Annotated in this window: 16 protein-coding genes; 9 read left to right on the top strand and 7 right to left on the bottom strand. The window is 43.0% G+C overall.

What is annotated here, in order from left to right:
* Positions 1-376 precede the first annotated feature (376 nt).
* Positions 377-616, top strand: coding sequence for a hypothetical protein (locus ACEYW6_RS01365; protein WP_190890903.1), 240 nt, complete (start codon positions 377-379; stop codon positions 614-616).
* Between the two features lie 63 nt (positions 617-679).
* Entirely contained in the window at positions 680-937 is a 258-nt protein-coding gene (locus ACEYW6_RS01360) for a hypothetical protein (protein WP_412978338.1), read from the top strand.
* A gap of 55 nt (positions 938-992) precedes the next feature.
* Here the strand turns inward: ACEYW6_RS01360 and plsY are convergent, their stop codons facing one another.
* From plsY to ACEYW6_RS01340, 4 genes are all read right to left on the bottom strand, one after another.
* Positions 993-1673: a glycerol-3-phosphate 1-O-acyltransferase PlsY gene (plsY, locus tag ACEYW6_RS01355; protein ID WP_412978337.1), complete on the bottom strand. Its 681-nt coding sequence runs from the start codon at positions 1671-1673 to the stop codon at positions 993-995.
* A 77-nt stretch (positions 1674-1750) separates the two neighbouring features.
* Positions 1751-3013 carry a DUF3086 domain-containing protein gene (locus ACEYW6_RS01350; RefSeq protein ID WP_412978336.1) on the bottom strand — a complete coding sequence of 421 codons (1263 nt, stop codon included), beginning with the start codon at positions 3011-3013 and terminating at the stop codon, positions 1751-1753.
* Between the two features lie 138 nt (positions 3014-3151).
* Positions 3152-3568, bottom strand: a complete 417-nt coding sequence (locus ACEYW6_RS01345; protein ID WP_190890895.1) for a DUF3119 family protein — start codon at positions 3566-3568, stop codon at positions 3152-3154.
* Between the two features lie 115 nt (positions 3569-3683).
* Positions 3684-4478: an MlaE family lipid ABC transporter permease subunit gene (locus tag ACEYW6_RS01340; protein ID WP_190890893.1), complete on the bottom strand. Its 795-nt coding sequence runs from the start codon at positions 4476-4478 to the stop codon at positions 3684-3686.
* 447 nt (positions 4479-4925) lie between these two features.
* Here ACEYW6_RS01340 and ACEYW6_RS01335 point away from each other — a divergent pair, with 447 nt between their 5' ends.
* The 6 genes from ACEYW6_RS01335 (at position 4926) to ACEYW6_RS01310 (ending at position 11006) form a co-directional block, all read left to right on the top strand.
* The gene (locus ACEYW6_RS01335; RefSeq protein WP_190890891.1) at positions 4926-5222 is read left to right on the top strand and encodes a hypothetical protein; all 297 of its coding nucleotides are present in this window, start codon (positions 4926-4928) and stop codon (positions 5220-5222) included.
* Between the two features lie 546 nt (positions 5223-5768).
* Positions 5769-6590, top strand: coding sequence for a signal peptide peptidase SppA (gene sppA / locus ACEYW6_RS01330; RefSeq protein ID WP_412978335.1), 822 nt, complete (start codon positions 5769-5771; stop codon positions 6588-6590).
* A 212-nt stretch (positions 6591-6802) separates the two neighbouring features.
* On the top strand, positions 6803-7204 hold the full coding sequence (gene aroH, locus ACEYW6_RS01325; RefSeq protein WP_412978334.1) for a chorismate mutase: 402 nt from the start codon (positions 6803-6805) through the stop codon (positions 7202-7204).
* Between the two features lie 174 nt (positions 7205-7378).
* Positions 7379-7930, top strand: a complete 552-nt coding sequence (locus ACEYW6_RS01320) for an opioid growth factor receptor-related protein (RefSeq protein ID WP_412978333.1) — start codon at positions 7379-7381, stop codon at positions 7928-7930.
* 298 nt (positions 7931-8228) lie between these two features.
* Complete coding sequence (locus tag ACEYW6_RS01315) at positions 8229-9209, top strand: ABC transporter substrate-binding protein (RefSeq protein ID WP_412978332.1); 981 nt, start codon at positions 8229-8231, stop codon at positions 9207-9209.
* 9 nt (positions 9210-9218) lie between these two features.
* Positions 9219-11006 (top strand): diguanylate cyclase domain-containing protein, encoded by a 1788-nt coding sequence (locus ACEYW6_RS01310; protein WP_412978331.1) that lies wholly within the window; start codon positions 9219-9221, stop codon positions 11004-11006.
* A 196-nt stretch (positions 11007-11202) separates the two neighbouring features.
* On the opposite strand, the gene crtR is transcribed toward ACEYW6_RS01310, so the two are convergent.
* Positions 11203-12093: a beta-carotene hydroxylase gene (crtR, locus tag ACEYW6_RS01305; RefSeq protein ID WP_190891462.1), complete on the bottom strand. Its 891-nt coding sequence runs from the start codon at positions 12091-12093 to the stop codon at positions 11203-11205.
* A gap of 381 nt (positions 12094-12474) precedes the next feature.
* On the opposite strand from crtR, the gene pyk reads away from it, so the two are divergent.
* On the top strand, positions 12475-14244 hold the full coding sequence (pyk, locus tag ACEYW6_RS01300; RefSeq protein WP_196511155.1) for a pyruvate kinase: 1770 nt from the start codon (positions 12475-12477) through the stop codon (positions 14242-14244).
* A 51-nt stretch (positions 14245-14295) separates the two neighbouring features.
* On the opposite strand, the gene ACEYW6_RS01295 is transcribed toward pyk, so the two are convergent.
* Entirely contained in the window at positions 14296-16077 is a 1782-nt protein-coding gene (locus ACEYW6_RS01295; RefSeq protein WP_412978330.1) for a M61 family metallopeptidase, read from the bottom strand.
* Positions 16078-16279: 202 nt separating this feature from the next.
* Positions 16280-16963, bottom strand: a complete 684-nt coding sequence (locus tag ACEYW6_RS01290; RefSeq protein ID WP_412978329.1) for a Crp/Fnr family transcriptional regulator — start codon at positions 16961-16963, stop codon at positions 16280-16282.
* Positions 16964-17045: the final 82 nt, after the last annotated feature.

The following is a 17045-nucleotide window of genomic DNA, read 5'->3' as shown; positions in this document are numbered from 1 at the left end:
TTCGGTTAAACCCAATAATCTCTCTTTTAGTCTGGGGAAAGGTTAAGGGGGAAAGGGGAAAGGGAAATTCAAACCCTTTCCCTTTCCCCTTTCTCCCTTAACCGAAAAGTATTGGGTCTACTTGTGTGTACACCGTAGCCTTGTGAAGGAGAGTTGGAGAGGATAATAATGTCTGACAGCAATTTTCTTTCTTTATAGACCACAGGCAGGGAATGGGGAGTGTTGTATTTCAATCAATTGAAAAACCGCCATAACTTAACTGTATTGGCTTACTCAGGCATTTTTAGCTTACATCTTTATAAATCTTCAGATAAAAACTAACCACAAATTCCAAATCTGTGTAAATATAAAGAAAAGCTTAAGAGGTTACAGACTCATGGTCACTGCCAAAATGATGCAACAGCTTTGGGCTGTAATCGAGTCTACCCAGGTCAACACCCTGCTCCAATTTGACGATGCTGCTTTAGTACAATTGCTCCTCCAGCAGTTAAAAGCGAAGCAGGGGATTGATGCCCAGGCAGATAGCACGCTTAATACTTATATAAAATCTAAACTACCCCTCATTCGTGATACGGCCGAAGGTAGGTTATCGTTCGGGCAAGGCGGCAATCATTAGCACGATAAATAAAATGATTGCTCATTGCCAAGTATACGCTCAGAGTTCAAACAGTTGAATATTATGAATAACTGGCTAGTAATTGCCCTAGTAGCTTATCTAATTGGAGCAGCGATTGAAGGGGTGAGTACAGCCAGTCAGCTATCTCATTCAGTGCCAGAATTAGCTAAAAGTACAGAAGCTCATCCTTCAGAGTCTGCTAGCGAGACTAGTTCGACTTGGCGAGTTGTGGCCGCCATCGCCTCAGTAAGTATTTGTGGAGCTTTTTTATGGCCTTGCCGCCTTTTCCACCGTTTAATGAAAGGCAAAGTTAGTTCGTAAGCTTAACCCCCGCTGAAGCAGACGGGCAAAAAAATATCTATTTGCAGTTAGTCAATTATGCCGTTTGTTCTGGTTCCGTCGCTACATTTTGCCCAATTTTTGGCTCAGTACCAGCAAACAGCCGTTCAATATTAGTGCGATGGCGCAAAATTACATATAGTCCACCAGCAATACCAAACAGAATATAGGGTAACGGTTGATGTAAAAGTACCATGAAAATGGGAACAGCGATCGCACCTGCAATTGAACTCAAAGAGACAATCCGCGATATTGCCACGACTACGGCAAACACACCGACTGTTGCTAAACCTACTTGCCAACTCATGGCCAACAAAATCCCTAAGCTTATAGCAACTGATTTCCCACCGGTAAAGCCCAAAAAAATCGATTTACTGTGTCCCAGAATGGCGGCTAACCCAGATATTGTTACGAGCCACGGTTGCCAAAGTTGTGCATCTACCCTTGGTGGGATATAATTTTGAATTGGGTCAAAATTGAATAACCAGTAAACTAGAGCGATCGCTAATACTCCCTTTAAAGAATCAAGTACTAAAACGAATGCTCCTGGCCCTTTCCCCAAGGTTCTTAGTACATTAGTTGCTCCAGTGGAACCTGAACCAACTTCCCGAATATCAATACCTTTTAACTGCTTTACAGCGATGTACCCAGTGGGAAAAGAACCCAGCAGGTAAGCTATAACAACAATTACGCCGCACAGAGTTAACCAAATAGCCATAATACAATTCAAAATTCAAAATTTAAAAAAGTCAAGAGTAATACCTCTTGACCAATGACCAATGACTAATGACTCATTTAAAAGTCATCATCATAGTTTCTCACGGTTTTGGGGTCAGGAGCAAAGGCTAACCACAAGGGAAATTGCAGCAGTGATAGACTGATTTGCTCCTCTGAATCGTCAATGATAATTAAGGGCAATTGATTGGCTTTGGTCAATCGCTCTGCTTTCTGAGCCAGAGCATCAGACGCCTCAAATAATACCACGCCTCGGTCTGGCCCGAAATCTGGGCGACCGATTCCCAGGCAGTCTTGCAAGCCGCGCCGCCATTCACCCAATCGCTCCGGTGTATTAGCTAAGACTAAAGTACGGACGCGATCGCCATACAGCTTGTGTAATATCGAAATTGCAGCTGAGGCAATCAAAATATTCTGTAAGCGGCTACCCATTGTCCGCAAACCACCCCGTCCCCCTTGGGTAAAAAACCAGTTAGAGACTCGTTCCGCGTGGATTGGTTCAAAGGTACGGCGTAGTTGCCACGCTGGCCCGTAATAATCTGGTTTATTCCGGTATTGGTCAATTAGGCGGCGAATTTGCTTTGTAGTATCTTGAAACTGCTGTTGGGCAAATTGCGGTATTCCAGGTTGGGTTTCAACTGGTTTAACCTCTTTTACAGATGGTTTTTCTCGTTCCACCACAGTTGGCGTCAGTTGCAACTGTTCAGCGGCAACGGCCAAATCCTGTAAGCTACCCGTGAGATAGTCTTTAAAACCCTGCACCCGAATTGCCAAGTCTTGGGATGTACCAGCAAAAGTGGTTCGCATCTCGTTGCGGATACGTTCTTGACGGCGTTCTAGTTGTTCTACAGAAATTTGCAGGGTTTGTTTGCGTTGTTCTAACTGCACTAGCGATTCTTGCACAAGTCGTCCCAGTGAGGTTTGAGTTTCACTCACTTGTGCCTGAAGGTTTTTGTATGAAGCTTGCAGCTTGGCTATTTCTTCCTTGAGAGCAGCTTCAGCGCTCTGCAACTCTGCTACTCGTTGCTGTGCTTCTGCATATAATAAATGGTTTTCTGATCCCAGTGCGGTATTTTCCGCTTCCGACTGCGCTACAAACTCGCCATTTGAATTTTCTGTTAGCTCTACTGTAGAATCTACCACTTCTGCATTGGAAATGAGTGGCTCAATAGTTGTGTAGTCTTCTGATGAGCTAATGGCTCCTGTTTCTACCACTGACTCAACAGATGGATTGACTGGATGTTCAACTGCATTGTTCTGTTCTTGTTTTTCTGCCAACCGCTCATCAATTGGTTCTGGGGTTTGAGATGCCTCTGGGTTCATAAACAATAGTGTAATTCCTATGACGCGAATAAATAGCTTTCAGAAATATTACAATTGACCTGCCATAAAATTCTTGAGTTACAAGTGCTGAGTTATGAGTTTAGATCAAAACGGACTCAGCACAGATGGAACTCAGCACTAAATACGCGGACAACGTTGTTCCAAGCAACTTTTCAAGGTGTTGGGGTCAAATAAAATTGGCAAAAAGTGAATACTTTTAATTTCTTTAAAGTAAAACAGTATGGGGACTCCATTCCAGAAGATCCGCCAGTTTTGCCATTCCTGGTAGGGAAAGCGCCGAATCAATTTTTCGCCTCTGTAAATATCTAAGTCGGTGGCGGTAAATTGCAAACGCAGCGTTAACGCCTGAAACATAAGAAACAAACCAAACAGTGTGAAAACGGAGCCTACCCACGGTTGTACCAACAGTAGTGGAATAGCGGCAATCACCAACACTATAGGTATATTGTAGCTAGGCTTGAGTTCCACAGTTGATGTGGAGTTAGGAGCAAATGAACTGGTCACAGTCTTAAATCCTGCTTTATTAGTAGGCATCTCTCCTATTTTAGGAGTCAGGAGTTATGAGTTATGAGTTATAAGTTAAAACTCCTCACTTATAACCGGAACCGGAGACGCTTTGCCTCCGCTCTTTACTCCTAAATCATCAGTTTTAGAAGCCTAAGAAGGCATTGCCAGTCCCTTGAAACATTAACCAAGAAAGGAAGAAGTTGCTAACAAATATAATCAGCAAGGCAGTCACAACAGCAGTTGTCGTTGACTGTCCTACACCTTTGGCTCCTCCTGTTGTCGTTAACCCCCAACTGCAACCAATTACGGCAATTAAAATGCCAAAGCAACACGCCTTAATCATGGCGCTAACAATATCCCAGATACCAAGAAAGTTACGGGCTGAGTCTAGAAATACCGTATCAGACAGGTTGTAGATATTTGTCGCAATTATTAATCCCCCGAACATCCCTGTTACCAAAGACAGGAGGGTTAAAATTGGTAGCATTAAACAGCAAGCAAGGACGCGCGGGATAACTAAGTAATCGATTGGATCTGTTCTTAACATCAACATGGCATCGATTTGTTCTGTGACCCTCATGGTACCGATTTCGGCTGCAAAGGCAGAACCGACTCGCCCCGCCAAAATCACTGCTGTCAACACGGGAGAGAGTTCTCGTGTCAACGCTACAGAAAGCACTCCGCCGATAATGTTTCCTGCGCCAAAGTTGATAAATTCCCGCGCCACCTGAATGGTAAACACCGCGCCGACGAAAATAGCCGTCAGTAGGGCAATAAATAGGGAATCTGGCCCAACTGCTGCCATTTGTTCTAAGGTGTTGCGCCGATGGATTTTGCCCCTCAATAGGTGAACTAGTACTTGCCCACCCAGAAAAATCGCCGCCAGCAACCGCTGACTCCATTCTCCTAAACTGGATTTGGATGTAGTCTGGTTCAATGTTCTGTAGCTAACTCGGTAACTGCCTTAAGAATAGCGGAAGTCATTGGGATAGGGAATGGGGAATGGGGAATAGGGCATTGGGCAGAAGAGAAAGATTTGCTGTAACCTTTCTCCCCTGCTACTTTGCTCCTCATCTCGCCCACTCCCAATGACGCTGAATATTAACTTAGATTAAAGATGCTCTCAGAAAATGAAGCTGTTATTAAACGTGCTGTAAACCAATAAGGAGGTGCTAATCTAGGCTATAACCTTTATTTTGCAAGGGTTTTGTAGATGAAAATTCTTTCTGATATCACCAGCATGTGCTGTAACTGGTAGCCGTTTATTTTAATGAAAACTTAAGATTTTTGACAGATTGGTTGGTCAGGAGCGATCGCACGTATTGTAGAAATTGACAAACTGCTATCCAGCTATTGTCATCTCTACTCACGGAGTTTGTCCTAAATGACTATTTTTACTAACTTTCTCCGCTCTTTACTACTTACAATCATTTTTAGTTTTGTCGCTCCCATATTCCTAGTTGGTGGCGGACTGCTCCTTCTATCCCTCATCGGTCACTTCCCTGGCTTACAAGAGTTACCTGAGGCGATCGCTACTCAGATTATCCATTTTCTCGCCACCTTTGGCAGTGGGACTCCCCTGCGTGGATTATTTGTGATTAGCTTGACCTGTAGTTTCGTAGGGGCACTGTTTGATATGTACGCTTATTATCGGTGTCAAATTTTACGAATAGATTCATAACTAGTGGAAATAGCTTCCTCAGGTTTTCTATAGGCTGCACAAGAGAAGAAAAAGTAATATTTCCAAAAGCGAAAGTACTACTGGTCTTAACCTAAATAAAGATTAGTATTGCGGAATGAAATTTTATTAATTAAATTGATGACCGAAGTTATCGATTAAATACTTAATTGTAAATTAGTTATTAGTTATTAATGACTGACAACTAGCGCAGGTGTATTACTGTAATAAAGCAATCCTAAAAAATCCAAAAAGGTTAAATAACCAAGGCTTTTAGAATTTTGAATTATCCAAAACAGCTAAAATAATCTGTGCTAAGTCATCACATTGGGCGCTAGACTAGAGTTTGGCATTTTGTGTTGGATGCAATATTCAAGGGATTGATTAGTATCCATTGAGAATATCAAAAAAAACTCTCTGCAAAATATAAAAATTTCCTTAAAATCCTGATTAGCACCATGCCTGCTCATGTTTCTTAACAGAGCAAAGCAGGTCTTCTGACCGCTGGGCATCTTATATTAAGTTTATTACGAGGTATGTTGACAGATCATGGTTTGGCCGTTTAAGCCCAAGTTTAGAAAACAAATTGCGCGGATTGAAATTACTGGTGCGATCGCGGGTGCTACTCGCAAACGCGTCCTAGAAGCCCTGAAAACTGTAGAAGAAAAAAAGTTTCCGGCATTATTGCTACGGATCGATAGCCCTGGCGGTACAGTCGGAGATTCCCAAGAAATCTACAGCGCTCTGAAGCGTCTGCGCGAAAAAATTAAAATCGTCGCTAGCTTTGGCAATATATCGGCTTCTGGAGGCGTCTACATCGGCATGGGAGCCGAACACATCGTAGCTAACCCAGGTACTATTACGGGTAGTATTGGTGTGATTCTGCGTGGGAATAACTTGGAACGCTTGCTAGAAAAAATCGGTGTTTCCTTCAAGGTAATTAAGTCTGGTCCTTACAAAGATATATTGTCTTTCGACCGGGAACTGACTCAACCAGAAGAAAGCATCCTGCAAGAGTTGATTGACACAAGTTATCAGCAGTTTGTCCAAACGGTAGCTGATGGTCGTTCTTTAACAGTAGAAGCTGTGAAAAGTTTCGCCGATGGCCGGATTTTTACTGGACAGCAAGCCCTAGAATTAGGTGTTGTAGATCGCCTGGGCACAGAAGAAGATGCCCGCCGCTGGACAGCCGAACTAGTCGGACTTGATCCAGAAAAAACTCTCTGCTATACCCTAGAAGAACGTAAACCCTTATTGAGTCGCCTTCTACCAGGGAGTCGTCAGTTTTCATCAGGAATTGGGGCTGGTATTGATTGGCTCGAATTTGAAATGTCTACTAGTGGTTTACCGTTGTGGTTATATCGACCTTAATATGAGTTAGGAGGAGCCAGTGCGGTCTTCTCCCTTGGCGCTAGCCTCTCCCTTTGGGAGAAGGGGAGACGCTAAAAGCGATGGGGTTTCCCCAAGTGGAGCAACTGGCGTTTAGGAGTGAGGAGTTAGGAGTTAAAACTCTCAATTTCTTACTCTTAACTCCTAATTCCTAACTTTTATGTTTTAAGGAGGATTTGGGCGTGGAGTGGCAAATGCGGGCTATTCGCGGGGCAACAACCGTTTCAGAAAATACTGTTGAGGCAATGCAAGAGGTAGTGACAGAACTACTAGATGAACTAGAAAACCGGAATCAATTCCAGCCGACGGACATGATTAGTGTGACTTTCTCAGTTACACGCGATTTGGATGCTATTTTTCCAGCTGCGATCGCTAGAGCGCGTCCTGGTTGGGATAATGTGGCCATGTTGGATGTGCAGCAAATGCATGTCGAAGGCAGCTTACAGCGCTGCATTCGGTTCCTAATCCACGCCTATTTGCCAGCCTCCGCCTCAATTCATCATATCTATTTACGCAAAGCCGCTAGCTTGCGTCCCGACTGGAGTTTGCCCCAGCCGTTACAAGCATCACAGCAAGCTGTTAAGTCAAAAGTGTAAATTACTTGAATTAAATATATGTAATAAACAGCACAAAACTATTATTGTGTGCTGATGCGGCTGCTCAACCTGTTGCTGGTGGGAGAATATTACTAGTTTGTCATAGTGATTTGAGGTCATTGGTGAGGCGATCGCACCCAAAATCAAGATGTTGAATTGTGAAGGTAGTTTGCAATGAATCATCAAAAACAACTCACTGCAATGCTTGTTCTGTTCTACTTAGGGGAGCAAAGAGATTCAGAAGGTCGCATGATTCAAGATATTTGGACTTGGAATTTTGAAGAATTAGAGTGCGTCCACAATTACATTCAGTGGTTGTTCCCTTTACCTGAGCGAAGTGCATTCAATCGTGATGCACCCATTGTTGATGAGGAAGTAATTCAAGCATTTCAAAGCAACCCACACCTACGTCAAAATTTGCTGCACTCCTTCACTGTCATGCTTGAGTTTTATGGATTGCAACGCCACAATAATAATGACGGAAAAATATTTGTCAGCGAGTCAGAAGACTATCCAAATCGGAAACGCGAATGGGTCTGTATATTTGACCACAATTATCTTCGGATCACTCACATCTTAAAGTGTTTAATGACATTTGGATTGGAGAATGAAGCCCAAGCCTTTTATGAATGCTTGCGGCAAATCTACCGTGAGGATAGCGATAAGATTGGAGGTGAAACATTTCAGTATTGGACAAATGCAGTCAAACCCAATCTGACAAGGTAGCGAAACATCTGGGTATTATATATGCTGAAAATAATTATTCAAATTTGGAATATACAGAATAAAATTACTTAATATTTGACAATCTAATTTATATGTCTCAATAAGAAATTAATTAATTCTATGAGGCTGTTTTAGAAGCAATTACTAAGTTTGTTATAGAATTAATTCTAAAAAATCATAGAATATAAACTTTTTTAATTTAATATTTAACAAGACTCACCCGTAAAATTGAATTTTAACAAATAGTTGATTTAGTTAAACATTTGATTGACAATGATTAAAAAATCTCAAGTATTCTATGTTTAAACTAGTCAGATATATTACTATTTTTTTCATTACTGCCTGTTTGCTATTTGCTTGTCATGCTTGGGCACCGACCGAATTAAAACGCCCTCCCTTGAAAGTGATATTTGGATCTTTTATTGGGGAGTATCCAGGCATCATTGCTCAAGAAAAAGGATTCTTCAAAGCCCAAGGAGTAGATGTGGAACTAATTTATAAACTATCCCCCCAATTGGAACAAGCAAATTTCAGTGCGGGTAAGTATGATGGTATGACATCGGCCTTGGGAAGTTTTATAATCTTGAGTGCCACAAATCCAGATATACAAGGCGTGATTGTTATAGATGAATCAACAGGAGCAGATGTAGTAGTCGCCCAATCACAAATTAAAACCGTTGCTGAATTGAAAGGGAAAAAGCTGGGTGCAAATCTAGGCGGTTTTAGCGAATTTTTCGTGACTGAAATGTTGAAAACTGCTAACTTAACCAGCGATGATGTGAACTTAGTTAAATTAGAGGCTTTAGAAATTCCTCAACACCTGAAAAATAATGTTATTCAAGCTGGACATACTTGGGAACCTCATGTTTCTAAAGCTCTTAAATTAGGGGGACATGTCCTATTTACCAGCAAACAAACCCCTGACTTGATTTTAGATATCATTGTTTTTCGCGGTGAGACAATCCGCGATCGCCCCGAAGATATTCGTGGATTTGTGCGGGGATGGCTGGAAGCTGCAAGCTACTGGAAAGAAAATATTCAGGAAGGAAACGCGATCGTCAGCAAAGTATTAAAAATTCCTAGCAATACACTCTCTCTGGAGGGAGTAAACCTAACTGATTTAGGTGAAAATAAAAAATTATTTCAATCTAGCAACCCTAACTCCATCTACAAAACTGCCAAGATATATGCAGACTTTTTTATTCGTTCTGGAAACGTGACGCGCATTCCTGAGCTAAAAAGTTTGTTCAATTCTTCCTTCTTGAACCCTCCGTCCTAGTTTAAAGCCATGCAGCACAATCTTTTGGGCAGCATCCGTACAAGATTGATCGCTTCGTTTCTCATTGTTACTTTGATTCCTTTGCTGTTATTGGCATTTATCAACAAACAGACAACTGAAAAAGCGCTAACTGACAACGCGAAACAAGCGCTATCTGCGGCGGCTAACGAAACCGCTAACAGAATAGATGCCTTTATTGATGGAAATCTCAATGCCGTGCGCGTAGAGGCGATTTTACCAGGTTTGGCACGCTATCTCAGCCTCACTCCAAAACAGCGAGATGACAGTCCCGAAATGCAATTAGCGATAGAAACATTAATCCGTCTCAGTCGCAAAGATATGCTCAATGTTCTCTCATACGCTTTGCTCGACTTAAACGGGAAAAATGTATTGGATACACATACATCGAATATTGGCAAAGATGAATCAGTTCAAGATTATTTTAAAAACCCACCGCAAACTGAGTTATCCTTTGTTTCTAGCATGAAGCGATCGCCGACAATTCCTGACCTTGTTACCCTCTTTTTTAGCAGTCCGGTTCGCAATGCCAAGGGTGATATATTGGGTGTGTTGCGTGTTTCATACAATGCTACTGTTGTCCAACAGTTAGTAACTCGACAAACTGAACGAGCCGGGGCAAAATCCTTTGCTATTCTTTTAGATGAAAATAATATTTATCTGGCACATAGCACTGCACCAAATCTACTTTTTAAATCAATTGTGCCTCTGCCTTTGGATGTTGTAACTCAACTGCAACGTGAAGGAAGTTTGCCTAATTATCCTGTCAAAGAATTGGTAACTAATGAGTCAAAGCTTAAGCAAGCATTGGATCAGAAACAGTCAGATTTAATTGCATCTTTAAAAGCAACAGGTAATCAGGTTAATCTGATTGCGATCGCTCGTTTAAAATATAAACCTTGGTCTGTGTTGTTCGCACAACCTCTTGCTGTTGCCCTAGCACCTGTAGAAAAGCAAATTCGTGACGCAATGTTTCTATTTGCAATTATCGCTTCAGTAGTGACAATCATCGCTTTTGCTATTGGGCAATTGCTAACAAAGCCAATAATTTCCCTTACCAATATAGTTTTCCAGTTTACCGCAGGTAACTTAGATAGCCGCGCCAAAATTAGCTCAAAAGACGAAATAGGTCAACTGGCAAAATCATTTAACAATATGGCACTTCAGTTACAAACATCTTTGGAAACTTTGGAACAACAGGTACAGGAGAGAACAGCAGAGTTACTAATTGCTAAAGAAAAAGCAGAAGATGCAAATCAGAAACTAGAACAACTGGTAAATCTAGATGGTTTAACTCAGGTGGCTAACCGTCGCTGCTTTGATGGACGACTGCAAGCAGAATGGAAACGCCTTGCACAAGAACAACAACCCCTGTCACTGATTTTATTGGATGTTGATAAATTCAAATCTTACAACGACTACTATGGTCATCTTGGAGGCGATCATTGTCTAATCATAATAGCGCAAACAGTGCAACAGACAGTTCATCGTCCTGCTGATCTAGTAGCGCGTTACGGAGGAGAAGAATTTTCGATACTCCTTCCCAATACTGACTTAGTAGGAGCGATCAAAGTGGCACAAAGGATTCAACAAGCAATTCACGATCAGGCAATTCCCCATGCACAGTCTGATATCAAGGATATCGTCACACTTAGTTTCGGTATTACTTCTGTCATACCCACTTGCGACATCAAGCCAAATGCACTCATCGCTTCAGCCGATAAAGCACTGTACAAGGCTAAAGAAAAGGGGCGCGATCGCTATTGTACGTTTGGCTGATTTACTTCCAATTGATACCCTGTCTTAGGAGTGTTCTAGCAGCGATCGCTCCAGGTGTGGTTATTGAAATCAAAGATTTTTGACGCGTTGGCGCAGCCAAACCTAGACATCGCTTCATACAACAACTCTATTCTTTGTCTACGACGGGCTACGCCTACGCCGCTCTCGAATTAGCAAAGGAAATGCTGCAATAACTCTATTCTTTTTGATGATGAAACCGAATTCCTAAAAATATGTCGTAAACAAACTCAAAAAAGTCCTTTTTCTGCAATAATCCTGAAGTTTGGTAACAGCCTTTTTCATCTAACAGGGGCTTCATGACATAGTATGCAGGCTGGTAATTATACCAAGGAATAGAAGGCCACAAATGATGAATTAAGTGGTAATTCTGTCCCATAATTAGGATATTGAGAATCGGGTTAGGATAGACACGAGCATTTTTCCAGCGATCGCGCTCCGCAAAAGGACGATGGGGCAGATAGTCAAAAAATAATCCCAGTGCTATCCCCACCACAAAAGCAGGTATAAACCAAAAATTCAGAATGTAACCCAAAAAGTGGTATTGCACTGATATATAAACAATTACACCGACAATTAAGCGGCTGATGAACCATTCTAATAGCTCATATTTACGCCACAACCGCCGTTGAAAGAAAAACACCTCATGGTACAAAAACCGTACCGCAATCAGCCACAGCGGGCCACCCGTAGAGACATAATGATCTGGGTCGTCCTTGGGATGATTGACATGTCCATGATGCTGTAAATGCACCCGCGTAAATACAGGAAAAGCAAAAGCTAGCATCAACGCACTACCATGCCCTAACATCGCATTCATTACCCGGTTGCGATGGGCTGATTGGTGACAAGCGTCATGAATTACCGTCCCAGCACAATGTAAGGCAATAGTATTAACGCAAAAGCATAGCCAGTGCGGCCATTCCCAAAGCCAGTAACCAAAGTTGGATAACACCAGCATTGCCACAGCTACAGAAAACAGCAGCAGCGTGGGATTAAAATCACCAGGAGGCGCTAAAAATTCCTTAGGCGGGATTGTCAGTGGCTTTTGTGCCTCCGATGTGATCATCTCTAACATTGACTCCTTCTTAATCAAACATTACGAATATACGATAAAGATTAGGGAAGAATAAAGTTTTGCAAACTTTTGTATAGCAAGATTTATCCACAGCTTTGCATATCAGTAGATGAATAACGCTATGATTCCAGACGTAGCCTAGTCTTTACTGATAAGTGGGATATGACAATTGGCAAGAAGTGATGGGATAAACTCCTTCGTGGGGAGGATGGATACAAGATTGATGTACTATATCTAGTCTATCCCACAGCCCCCACTCTCCCATAAACCCTCTCTAACTGCTTATATCTTTGATTGATATAGCAGTGACTGAAAAGGAGATGCCACTTAAGTTACGATGACTTCCCAGATAGCTCCCTAACTTCAGCCCCTATGCAATTAAGAGATTCTCTGCGCCGGACAAAAATTGTCGCTACTATTGGCCCCGCCACTAGCAGTCCTGAAATGCTCAAGGCGATTATTGAAGCGGGAGCCACGACGCTGCGGCTAAACTTCTCCCACGGAACTCATGCCGACCATCAGCGTAGTATTCGCTTAATTCGGCAAACCGCTTTTGAATTAAATCAGCCAGTGGCTATTCTCCAAGACTTGCAGGGCCCAAAAATTCGCTTGGGGAAGTTTGACAACGGGTCTATAGTTGTGGCAAAAGGCGATCGCTTCACCTTGACAAATCGTCCGGTGGTCGGTACTCAGGAAATTAGCTGCGTCACCTACGATTATTTAGCCGAAGAAGTCCCAGTTGGTGCAAAAATCCTCCTCGATGATGGACGAGTAGAAATGGTTGTGGAGGAGATTAACCGGGACAAAGGTGATTTGCATTGTCGCATTACTGTACCGGGTAAACTTTCTAACAACAAAGGCGTAAACTTTCCCGGCGTTTACCTATCAATTAAGGCAATGACCGACAAAGACCGAGAGGATCTGATGTTTGGTCTAGATCAAGGTGTCGATTGGGTGGCACTTTCCTTTGTTCGCAATCCGCAGGATTTGATCGAAATTAAAGAGCTAATTTCCAGTACAGGCAAGCAAGTGCCAGTGGTTGCCAAAATTGAAAAGCACGAAGCCATCGAACAAATGGAGGCAGTTCTGGCTTTGTGTGATGGCGTGATGGTTGCCAGAGGCGACTTAGGGGTGGAATTGCCAGCAGAAGATGTTCCGGTACTCCAAAAGCGGCTAATTGCCACAGCAAATCGCTTGGGGATTCCCATCATCACTGCTACTCAGATGTTAGACAGTATGGTGAGCAATCCCCGTCCCACTCGCGCTGAAGTGTCGGATGTGGCAAATGCGATTTTAGACGGCACAGACGCGGTGATGCTTTCCAATGAAACCGCTGTCGGTAGCTACCCTGTAGAAGCAGTGGCGACGATGGCACGAATTGCCGAGCGCATGGAGCAGGAAGAAGCTCAACACTTAAATTTACGTTCTTTGAGAGATTCCCGACGCTCAATTCCCAATGCGATTAGTCAAGCTGTCGGTCAAATTGCCGAACAACTAGGCGCAGCGGCAATCATGACCCTAACGCAAACTGGGGCCACAGCTCGCAATGTCTCTAAGTTCCGTCCCCAGACACCAATTTTGGCAGTGACACCCCATGTGAATGTGGCGCGCCAGCTACAAATGGTGTGGGGAGTAAAACCCCTGTTGGTGCTAGGATTACCTTCTACTGGTCAGACATTTCAAGCTGCGATCAACGTGGCTCAAGAGTTGAAATTACTGTCTGAGGGAGATTTAGTAGTAATGACCGCTGGCACACTCCAGGGAATTTCCGGCTCCACAGATTTGATTAAGGTAGAGGTGGTAACGGCGGTACTAGGGCACGGAATTGGATTAGGACAAGGTTCAGTAAGTGGTCGCGCTCGGGTGGCTAATACTGGCATGGATGTTAGTAACTTTAATCCTGGAGACATATTAGTTGCACCTCGCACTAGTGCCGATTTTGTTGAGGCAATTCGCAAATCTGCCGGGATTATTACGGAAGAAGAAAGTCTTACAAGTCATGCAGCAGTGATTGGCTTGCGTCTCGGTGTGCCAGTGATTGTCGGCGTGAAGCAGGCAACGCAGGTGATTCGGGATGGGGCGATTATAACGCTGGATCTGCAACGGGGTTTGATTTACTCTGGGGCGGTGAGAACATCTTAGGATTGTAGACACGGGGAAGAGTTTTCCCCATGCCCACTCCCAATCCCTTTATTAAACAGTTGCGATCGCTACCCCAAGCCATCCAGCAAAGTTTTGCTGCTGTGTGGAGTCAGGATGCTCAACAGGTTTTACCTGATACCGAGTGGGACGTGGTGACGCGAGGGTGATGGAATAGGTACGCAGTTCGTCTTGGTGGAAAACTACGAATTTGATTGTATCGTTTGGTTGGTAATCTTTAAGGCGATCGCTTAAACTATTCCCCGTTACCTTAATCCCATCAATTGCTAACAACTCATCACCTGCATCAATTCCCCCTACTTGTGCAGGTGAACCAGTCTCCACAAATTTAATGATCTCCCGCCCATTCTCTGTATTTATTCTCACGCCCAAGTAGGGTTCTTCCTGCTGTTCAGCTACCAACTGCAAGCCAAAGGGTTGTAAGTACTGATTCAAGGGCAAATCATCAGTGCCATCAATGTAGCGTTTAAAGAAATCAGTCAAATCGATTTCTGCGACAGATTCTATAACTTCCTGTAACTGTTCTGGGGTATAACCAATTTCAGCTTGACCAAATTGCTGCCACATTTTCAGCATCACGTCATCGAGGGATCGCTGATTGTTGTGAGTAGAGCGAATCAGTAAATCCAGCAATAACGATACCATTTCTCCCTTTAAATAGTAGGAAATTTGGGAATTACCGCTATTGACATCCGGGCGATATAGTTTAATCCAGGCATCAAAACTTGACTCAGAAACGGGTTGTACCTTGCGCCCCGGTGTCATTTCATATCTGGTAATTTCTTTGCCCAAATTATTCAAATACGATTGAACATCATAAATTCCCGCCCGCAAAGGAATTAACAAGTCATAGTAACTAGTAGTGCCTTCGCAAAACCACAATGATGGTGTGTAGTTTTCTTGGTCGTAATCAAAAACTTCTAATGCTTTGGGGCGAATTCGCTTGACATTCCACAAGTGAAAGAACTCGTGTGCTACCAATTGGATAAAGCGATCGTACTTTTCCTGAGCGCGAAATCCAAAACGTTGGTAAATTAAGGAGCAAGAGTTTTTATGCTCCAAACCGCCAAAAGCTTGGCTAAATAAATGTAGCAGAAATACGTATCGTTCGTAGGGCAAACCGCCGAACATCTGCGCTTCTACCTGGATAATTTTCTGGATATCAGCAATCATCTGCTGGGCTTGGAAATTTCCCTGTCCCCAAATTGCTAGTTCATGAGGTTTTCCCAAAACCTCAAATTTATACAATTGGTGGCGACCAATCTCAAACGGAGTATCCACCAGAGTATCAAAATCGCCAGCCAAGAAAATATTCGTTTCCTCATCAACGGGTGGTAGGGCAGTAGTTACCTGCCATTCCGGGCGTGGTGGTACGATGGTGACGCGAATGGGTTGCTTCTCCCAGCCCGGTATTCTAAAAAATAGTGCCGCACCATTGAAATAACCGTGGGTAGTATCCAAGTGATTTGTCCGTACCGATAGCTCATTCGCAAAAATGCGGTAACGTACAGTTAATTCCGAAACACCCGTTTTGTCTACCTGCCAGTGATTTTTACTTATCTTCCGCCACAGTAAAGGCTTATCCTCTGCAAAAGCCACAAAATCCTGTAAATTCTTGGCGTATTCCCGAACTAAGTAGGAACCGGGTGTCCACACCGGTAGTTTTAAATCGAGAATCGGCGAGTGGTAATTCACAACGCGTAAAGTCACCTCAAACAGATGGGTTTCTGGTTGGGACATTGCCACTAGGTAATGAATCGTTGGCCCGGTTTCCTGGACGTAGGTATTGGGACGAGTTGCTGTTGCTTCAGTCATCTTGTGTGCTGAGTTAATAGTCTATAGGTAATTTCTCCCATCATGACAAATTTGCCTTTTAACTTTTGACTTTTATTTGCTGTGGCTGGTTGGCTGTTTGCTCCCATAAATTCTCATCTTAATTCCTCGGCTCAGAGTTATCCCCGCAAGGCTCTTTGAAGTAATACCAATTTTGGATGTAAATTTATATCAGATAAAGCAATCAGACTTTGCCAGCCAAGTTCATCAACTGTTTGAAGTTCACAAGGTAAATGATGTTGTTGGTGCTATCAATGTTTATCCACCCTTTTTCATGCAGCTTTTCCATGATTTTGGTGGTTTCTTCAACCCCGATTTCTGTCACCTCTGCTAAATCTTTAAAGGGAATGTTAAAAATTTCTCTTCCTAAGTCTGATTCCTGCCCATAACTTTCGCCTAAAGTCACTAAGGTATGGGCGAGTTTAACCGCCGGTGGTGAAGACCGCATTTGTAAACGCAGGTTAATTTGCCGCAATCGCCGCACCATCAGTTGCAACATGCGGTGATGTAACTGCGGGTCTTTAAACAATATTTGAATAAAACGCTCCCTGGAGATACTAAGCAATTTCACGGGTGAAAGGGCAATGACATCAGTTGAGCGGGGAGATTCATCCAAAATTGCCATTTCTCCAAAAAAATCGCCACGGCCAAAAATTGCCAGAGCTACTGAATCTTCTCCGACAGTACGCCGGACTTTGACCCAACCAGAAACCACGAAGTAAACGGCGTTACCCCAGGCATCTTCCATCACAACAGCTCGCCCAGATGGGTATTCATGTTCAATTGCAACGTTGAGCAGCCATTCCAAAGTCTGTGGATTGGCTGTACTCATCAAGGGGAAAAGTTCACTAAAAACCTCAGTTAGCATGAAATATTTGCAAGAAATGGATTCAAGAGCGGGAAAGTAACTTTGCTACTATAAGTTTGTTTAAACCGTAATCTTACTCAGA

It is taken from the genome of Nostoc sp. UIC 10607, assembly GCF_047228265.1.
Classification (GTDB): Bacteria; Cyanobacteriota; Cyanobacteriia; order Cyanobacteriales; family Nostocaceae; genus Nostoc; species Nostoc foliaceum_A.
Note: the sequence above shows the minus strand (reverse complement) of the source record. Positions and strands in the feature narration are given on the sequence as shown.

Coding starts and splice junctions, on each gene's coding strand:
- ACEYW6_RS01365 (WP_190890903.1), top strand. CDS start 377: ATGGTCACTGCCAAAATGATGCAACAGCTTTGGGCTGTAATCGAGTCT.
- ACEYW6_RS01360 (WP_412978338.1), top strand. CDS start 680: ATGAATAACTGGCTAGTAATTGCCCTAGTAGCTTATCTAATTGGAGCA.
- plsY (WP_412978337.1), bottom strand. CDS start 1,673: ATGGCTATTTGGTTAACTCTGTGCGGCGTAATTGTTGTTATAGCTTAC.
- ACEYW6_RS01350 (WP_412978336.1), bottom strand. CDS start 3,013: ATGAACCCAGAGGCATCTCAAACCCCAGAACCAATTGATGAGCGGTTG.
- ACEYW6_RS01345 (WP_190890895.1), bottom strand. CDS start 3,568: ATGCCTACTAATAAAGCAGGATTTAAGACTGTGACCAGTTCATTTGCT.
- ACEYW6_RS01335 (WP_190890891.1), top strand. CDS start 4,926: ATGACTATTTTTACTAACTTTCTCCGCTCTTTACTACTTACAATCATT.
- sppA (WP_412978335.1), top strand. CDS start 5,769: ATGGTTTGGCCGTTTAAGCCCAAGTTTAGAAAACAAATTGCGCGGATT.
- aroH (WP_412978334.1), top strand. CDS start 6,803: ATGCGGGCTATTCGCGGGGCAACAACCGTTTCAGAAAATACTGTTGAG.
- ACEYW6_RS01320 (WP_412978333.1), top strand. CDS start 7,379: ATGAATCATCAAAAACAACTCACTGCAATGCTTGTTCTGTTCTACTTA.
- ACEYW6_RS01315 (WP_412978332.1), top strand. CDS start 8,229: ATGTTTAAACTAGTCAGATATATTACTATTTTTTTCATTACTGCCTGT.
- ACEYW6_RS01310 (WP_412978331.1), top strand. CDS start 9,219: ATGCAGCACAATCTTTTGGGCAGCATCCGTACAAGATTGATCGCTTCG.
- crtR (WP_190891462.1), bottom strand. CDS start 12,093: ATGATCACATCGGAGGCACAAAAGCCACTGACAATCCCGCCTAAGGAA.
- pyk (WP_196511155.1), top strand. CDS start 12,475: ATGCAATTAAGAGATTCTCTGCGCCGGACAAAAATTGTCGCTACTATT.
- ACEYW6_RS01295 (WP_412978330.1), bottom strand. CDS start 16,077: ATGACTGAAGCAACAGCAACTCGTCCCAATACCTACGTCCAGGAAACC.
- ACEYW6_RS01290 (WP_412978329.1), bottom strand. CDS start 16,963: ATGCTAACTGAGGTTTTTAGTGAACTTTTCCCCTTGATGAGTACAGCC.